At 49.0% G+C, this 762-nt stretch carries 2 protein-coding genes; both read left to right on the forward strand.

Features of this window, described 5'->3' with window-relative positions:
* Nucleotides 1-25 precede the first annotated feature (25 nt).
* Nucleotides 26-448: an HIT family protein gene (locus tag GY683_RS08775; RefSeq protein ID WP_297288366.1), complete on the forward strand. Its 423-nt coding sequence runs from the start codon at nt 26-28 to the stop codon at nt 446-448.
* Nucleotides 449-454: 6 nt separating this feature from the next.
* The coding region (locus GY683_RS08780) for a pyrimidine dimer DNA glycosylase/endonuclease V (RefSeq protein ID WP_297288367.1) at nt 455-762 on the forward strand (308 nt) is incomplete at its 3' end.

Genomic DNA, 762 nt, shown 5'->3' on the forward strand with positions numbered 1-762 from the left:
AAACCAACCCAATAGGAGAGACAAAATGAGCTACGACACCAATAATATTTTCGCCAAAATCCTGCGTGGCGAAATCCCGTGCCATAAGGTTTATGAAGATGATAAAACCCTTGCTTTTATGGATGTCATGCCACAGGCGACAGGTCATGTGCTGGTCATCCCAAAATGTGAAGCGGTGGAGCTGTCTGATTTGCCGTGTGAATATGCTTGTGCGGTGTTCAAAACCGCCCAAAAAGTCATCACCGCCCAACGCTCTGCCCTAGGCGTGGAAGGCATTGTCCAAATGCAACTTAACCACGCGAGTGCAGGGCAAAGCGTGTTTCATTACCACATGCACCTAATCCCAACGCATATCCATGAGCTGGGCAAGCACGAGAGCGTCATCGCAGACCAAGACGAGCTTGCCACGCTGGCAAGCAAGATCCGTGCGGTCATTGACAGCAAGTAGGGTATTTTGAACATTTTCTACCTTGACCCTGACCCGATACGCTGTGCCAGTTTTCATGGTAATAAGCATGTGGTCAAGATGATATTAGAATACGCCCAGCTCCTTTGTACTGCTCATCATCTTGCTAATGACGTCCTTGGTGATGATGAGCGGGCGGTCTTGTATAAATGTACCCACCAAAACCACCCATGTGCGGTGTGGGTGCGTGGCTCAAAGTCGCATTATGACTGGCTTTATCGGCTATTTATCGCCCTATGTGATGAATATACCCACCGCTATGGCAAGGTTCATCTGACCGACCAAAAACTCCGCCA

The organism is Moraxella sp. (assembly GCF_024227015.1).
GTDB lineage: Bacteria > Pseudomonadota > Gammaproteobacteria > Pseudomonadales > Moraxellaceae > Moraxella.